The 268-nt window shown below is 56.3% G+C and carries 1 rRNA gene; it reads right to left on the reverse strand.

Annotation, left to right across the window (positions count from 1 at the left end):
- Positions 1–268, reverse strand: a 23S ribosomal RNA gene (locus AC0L27_RS41360); the annotation flags it as partial.

A 268-nucleotide genomic window follows, 5' to 3' on the forward strand; every position in this document is an offset into this window, starting at 1 on the left:
GTATCAGCCTGTTATCCCCGGAGTACCTTTTATCCGTTGAGCGATGGCCCTTCCATTCAGAACCACCGGATCACTATGACCTGCTTTCGCACCTGCTCGCGCCGTCACGCTCGCAGTCAAGCTGGCTTATGCCATTGCACTAACCTCCTGATGTCCGACCAGGATTAGCCAACCTTCGTGCTACTATTACCGTGTTGACGCTGGCTGCGGTTAATACGCTGGGTATTCCGGTCGATCTGCCCACGGCGCTGCTGTTGAGCGTGGTGGC

Source organism: Bradyrhizobium sp. Ken51 (genome assembly GCF_055807435.1).